This is a genomic window from Candidatus Cloacimonadota bacterium, assembly GCA_011372345.1.
In the GTDB taxonomy this organism is placed as follows: Bacteria; Cloacimonadota; Cloacimonadia; order Cloacimonadales; family TCS61; genus DRTC01.
Window position 1 is genome coordinate 1 of record DRTC01000300.1, and the last position, 4,914, is coordinate 4,914.

Genomic DNA, 4,914 nt, shown 5'->3' on the forward strand with positions numbered 1-4,914 from the left:
GCCGTAACTTTCTTTGCTTTTGCTCCGAGATATTTTATTACCGCTGCTTGACTGATAAATACACTAATAGCTCCGGCGATGAACAAAGCCGGAAGCAGGCACAAGATTACGTGAAGTTGAGCGTATTCCTTTAGCATGTGAAATGATTCCATAATTGCATTTTGGAATCTGGTTGAATTTACCGGCAAAAAGAAGGATAATAGGAAAACGCCAACCATTGCCAAAAGGGTTTTCCATTCATTTTTCCATTTCATATCATATTCTCCGTTTTCTTATTTTCATAAATAACGAAATGACTGATAAAAAAAATTAACAGATTTCAATTCTGTTAGTTTTTAATGCTTTTCGCTTATCAAGTTCGATTTCATTATCACTTATATTGTCCAAAATATTTAAAACGATCTGAACCGTTTCATTTGTTGTATTCAATTCGTAATTGATGTATCTGTCTTCTTTTTGGGAGTCTATTATTTCTGCATCTTTCAAGATTTTAAGATGGTTGGAAATGGTGGACATAGAAGTTCCGATGATCTCTCTGATCTCGCAAACGCACATTGGCTTTACTTTCAGCATCAAAACAATTCTGAGTCTGGTCTTATCTCCCAATGCTTTGAATATTTTTAAATATTCATTCATTTTTTCTCCTTTCTATATTTCGTCAAATGTCGAAATGGGGTTTGTGTGTCAACTCTTTTCTTAAGTTTTTTTAAAAATGAAAAATGCACTTTATTTAACTGCATCAAATAAAATCGTGCTTGACCAAAAACAGAATGAATATTTTTTTACGATGAAAATTTTTCAGTTTAGGGAAAAAATAGAGTGTTAAAAAAAATAGAAGGAAATATGAAAAATAAAATTTTGATCTGCATTTTACTGTTTACTATTCAAACAATTTTTGCACTGGAATTTAATTCCATCATTATCAGTACAAATTGGTTGGAAGAGAATATTGATGAACCCGAATTATTGATCTATCATATAGGAGATAATTATGCGGAAGAGCATATTCCCAATGCTCATAATTTACAGTTGGACAGACTTTGCGATTATAATCGTAATGGCTTGGATTATGAAATGCCGGAAGTACAGGATTTACAACAATATCTAAGTGAGATGGGCGTAACGCAAGATTCCAAAATAGTACTGTATTATGAAAATGAAGCATATATTTCCGATGCTGCCAGAATTTATGTTACTCTCGATTATGCCGGATTATCCGATAATGTAGCTGTTCTGAATGGCGGATTGGCAAAATGGAAAAATGAAGAAAAGAAAACTACCCAAATTGTTCCTGATAATGTAAGTGGTGATATAGAAGTCGTTCTGAACGAAAGAATTATTGTGGATTCAGATTGGATTCTAAAAATGATGAATGAGAGTTATTTTTATTTAGTAGATGCGCGTCCGATGAGCTTGTATGACGGAACGGAAGAAAATACTGATTTTGTAAGAAACGGTCACATTTTGTATGCACTCAATATTCCTTTTTATGAAGTTCAGAAAGACGAACCAGTTTATGAGTTGAAAGACGATTTTGATCTGGAACAGCTTTTTATCAACAACAATATTGAGCCTGGTTCGATAATCGTAACTTATTGCAATACAGGTTATTGGGCGAGTGTTATTTATCTGGCTGCAAAAGCAGTAAATTATGAAGTATATTTATATGATGCTTCTTTTCAGGAATGGAATCGCGATGAATCTTTACCCGTAATGCAACCGGTGGAGTATGAAAAATGACAAAAGAAAAACCATATTGGAATCCTTACATTGCCGGAATTGGCTTAGGATTAACACTTTTAGCAGCGTTTGTGTTAATGGGGAGAGGTTTAGGAGCTTCAGGAGCTTTCAGTTCTATTGTTTCATATCTTGTTGATGTTTTTGCTCCGCTGCATTCGGCAAATAATGAAGTTTATTCTGCTTATATTAAGGGAGGAAATCCTTTAAAAACCTGGCTGGTTTTTGAAATAATCGGTGTATTGATCGGTGGTTTTGTTTCCGGATATTTTGCCGGAAGAATAAAACGCAAAGTGGAAAAGGGTAAAACTACATCTTCTTTTCAGCGTTTACTTTTTGCCTTTATCGGCGGTGGTTTAATGGGTTTTGCGGCAAAGCTTGCCAGAGGTTGTACGAGTGGACAGGGGCTTACCGGAACACCGCTTTTTAATGTGGGAAGCTGGATATTTCTCATCAGCTTGTTTGCTTCCGGATATGCATTTTCCCGTTTGGTTAAAGGACAGTGGAAATGATTGCTCCTTTCTTCAAGCTCGGATATTTTGGTTTTGATTTCAGTTTACTTATCGCTGTGCTCATCGGTTTTGCTTTCGGATTTTTTTTGGAAAAAGGCGGTTTAGGTAACGCATCAAAAATTTCAGCTCAATTCTATTTTACCGATCTCACCGTTTTCAAAGTTATGTTCACTGCAGTTTTAACCGCAATGCTGGGTTTATACTGGCTTGGTTATCTCGGAATAATTGACCTCTATTTGATCTATAAAACTCCCACTTATGTCATTCCGCAGTTAGTTGCCGGATTGATCTTCGGGATCGGGTTTGTAACTTCCGGATTGTGTCCCGGGACATCCTGCGTTTCCACCATAACCGGCAGAATAGACGGATTAGTTACTTTACTGGGTTTATTTTTTGGGATTTTTGTTTTTGGTGAAACATTCCCACATTTTCAAAAATTTTTCTTTTCTACTTCTTTAGGTACAATCACATTACCGGAATTATGGAATATTAATTACGGATTGTTAGTGTTTTTTGTTGCGTTTGTAGCACTTTTCGGTTTTGTAGGAGCGGAAGCTTTGGAACAGAAGATTTCTCTTAAAACTCGTATATTGGGAATCATAAATTCCAAAACTTCTACAATTCGCATTTTAGCTTATATATCATTTGTGCTGGCTTTCATCGCTATTTTTACAGGAAATCCATATCATACTTTCACGGAAAAATCATCTGTAACAATTGGCGGAAAACAGTACCAATGTATTCAAGTAGATGAACTGGCAGAAAGCATTATGAACAGAAAGATGAGTTCATTACTCTTTGATCTGCGTAACGAAAATGAGTTTAATAAATATCATATTCCAAGGTCACATCAATTATCCGAATCAGAAGAAATAACGATAGGAAAAAATGAAAAAGCTATAATTTTTACAGATAAGAAATTACCTTCGATAGAATTTATGAAAAAATTTAATCCGCAGCAAGTTCAAATAATGTATGGTGGAATGCAACGCTGGAAAGATAAAATTCTATTCCCAGATATGACTCGCTTTCGCTCTCTTGATGAGCAGCAGAAACAGCACATCAGAAAAACCAGCCGCTTTTTCGGCGGCAAACCTATTAACGATGAAACGAATGAAAAAGATAGAATGTTCAGTGCGGAAGGTTGTAGATAACATACTGAAAAACAGGAAAAAGTATATATTAATGTCCTGAATGTGAAAATATCAATGTCTAAATCATTGGTAAATTATTATGTTTTATCTGAATGGGATTTAACAAAAGGAATGCTGAATATATATTTTGAGTAAGATGAAAAACAACAATTAATCAAGAAAATGGATTTTAAAATTAATAAAAGGTCAAAGGAAAAATTTGATGTATTTTAAAATTGCAGCCCAAAGTCCGGTATTGATGGATGGCTTTTCCCAGTTAGCAAAAATAAGAATAAGAACCATTACACCAAAACGAACAACTTCCTGCCAGAGTGGTCTTCTAACTTCCGGCTCCGGCATCAGTAATTGTTGATTAACATTTTCCTGTTCTTCTTTGCGGAAGATGAACGCCATTATCAGACCGATAACAACACTGAAAACTATTGCTCCGACAGCTCTGGCAATTCCGATTTCCATACCCAAAACACGCGCGGTGAGGATAATTGCTAAAACATTGATGGCAGTACCCAAATAAAGAAATGCTGTTGCAGGACAAAGTCCGGCTCCTCTTTTGTAGATTCCGCTGAAAAGGAGTAAAATAGTGCAGGAACAACCAGCCAATATTACGCCTGAAACAGTAGCAACTGCGTAAGCAGTAACTTTTTACTTTAGCTCCGAGATTTTTTATTACTGCTGTCTGACTCATAAATACACTGATTGCACCTGCAATAAACAAAGCTGGAAGTAAGCAGAGAATTACATGAAGCTGAGCATACTCTTTTAGCATATAAATCGATTCAATTAATGCATTTTGAAATCTGCCTAAATCTATGGGAAAAAAAGAATGACAGCAGAAAAACACCAATCATAGTTAAGAGAATTTTCCATTCATTTTTCCGTTTTTCAGAAATAACGAAGCATTAAATCAAAAAAAATTAACAGATATCCATTCTGTCTGTTTTTACAGCTTTTTGTTTATCGTTTTCTACTTCAACACAATCCAATTCATCCAACATATTTAATATTTTTTTTCTGCTTTATGGGTATTGTATAATTCATATATTTCTGCATCTTTCAAGATGGTTGGAAATAGTAGACAAAGAAGTTCCGATGATCTCTCTAATCTCGCAAACGCATATTGGCTTTACTTTCAGCATCAAAACAATTCTGAGCCTGGTCTTATCTCCCAATGCTTTGAATATTTTAAATGCTCACTCATTCTCTCTCTTTTCTTCATTTCGCCAAATGTCGAAACGGGATTTAGCTGTCAATTAACTTTATGTTATTATTATTTATTTGGCAATTTTCCGATAATGTTTAGAGCACACTGCGGAATCGGAAGATTCCGCCCAGACAGACCAACCAAAGGTTGAATCGGAACGATTCGACCGAAACAAACCACGAGACTAAACCGCAGGTGCTTATGTTATGCCTATTTTTCAAGACTAATTCTACATAAGTTATATTATTCATTTTCTATTGGGATATTCTTCTCCTTACAATATTTATTAATCTCAGTATCATTTCTAAAA

At 34.9% G+C, this 4,914-nt stretch carries 6 protein-coding genes and 1 pseudogene; 3 read left to right on the forward strand and 4 right to left on the reverse strand.

The genetic code is table 11. The features are described from left to right. Together ENL20_05845 and ENL20_05850 are read right to left on the reverse strand one after the other, a co-directional pair. Nucleotides 1–254: hypothetical protein (locus ENL20_05845; protein HHE38078.1), on the reverse strand; the 254-nt coding region annotated here is incomplete at its 3' end. A 55-nt stretch (nt 255–309) separates the two neighbouring features. Beyond that, nucleotides 310–636 carry an ArsR family transcriptional regulator gene (locus ENL20_05850; protein ID HHE38079.1) on the reverse strand — a complete coding sequence of 109 codons (327 nt, stop codon included), beginning with the start codon at nt 634–636 and terminating at the stop codon, nt 310–312. 207 nt (nt 637–843) lie between these two features. Between ENL20_05850 and ENL20_05855 the strand changes: the two genes are divergently transcribed. From ENL20_05855 to ENL20_05865, 3 genes are read left to right on the forward strand one after another with little or no spacing between them, the layout of a single operon-like run. Then, a complete protein-coding gene (locus ENL20_05855; protein HHE38080.1) occupies nt 844–1,740 on the forward strand; it encodes a sulfurtransferase in 897 nt (298 codons plus the stop codon). Continuing rightward, a complete protein-coding gene (locus tag ENL20_05860) occupies nt 1,737–2,249 on the forward strand; it encodes a hypothetical protein (GenBank protein HHE38081.1) in 513 nt (170 codons plus the stop codon). The genes ENL20_05855 and ENL20_05860 overlap by 4 nt, the downstream gene beginning before the upstream one ends. Then, nucleotides 2,246–3,403, forward strand: coding sequence for a hypothetical protein (locus ENL20_05865; GenBank protein ID HHE38082.1), 1,158 nt, complete (start codon nt 2,246–2,248; stop codon nt 3,401–3,403). The genes ENL20_05860 and ENL20_05865 overlap by 4 nt, the downstream gene beginning before the upstream one ends. Nucleotides 3,404–3,589: 186 nt before the next feature. On the opposite strand, the pseudogene ENL20_05870 reads toward ENL20_05865, so the two are convergent. Both ENL20_05870 and ENL20_05875 read right to left on the reverse strand, forming a co-directional pair. Next, nucleotides 3,590–4,251 (reverse strand): annotated as a pseudogene (locus ENL20_05870) (hypothetical protein). A gap of 186 nt (nt 4,252–4,437) precedes the next feature. After that, nucleotides 4,438–4,584: an ArsR family transcriptional regulator gene (locus ENL20_05875; GenBank protein HHE38083.1), complete on the reverse strand. Its 147-nt coding sequence runs from the start codon at nt 4,582–4,584 to the stop codon at nt 4,438–4,440. Nucleotides 4,585–4,914: the final 330 nt, after the last annotated feature.

Bases quoted from the DNA above. Each gene is read 5' to 3' on its own strand.
- ENL20_05850 (HHE38079.1), bottom strand. From the start codon at position 636: ATGAATGAATATTTAAAAATATTCAAAGCATTGGGAGATAAGACCAGA.
- ENL20_05855 (HHE38080.1), top strand. From the start codon at position 844: ATGAAAAATAAAATTTTGATCTGCATTTTACTGTTTACTATTCAAACA.
- ENL20_05860 (HHE38081.1), top strand. From the start codon at position 1,737: ATGACAAAAGAAAAACCATATTGGAATCCTTACATTGCCGGAATTGGC.
- ENL20_05865 (HHE38082.1), top strand. From the start codon at position 2,246: ATGATTGCTCCTTTCTTCAAGCTCGGATATTTTGGTTTTGATTTCAGT.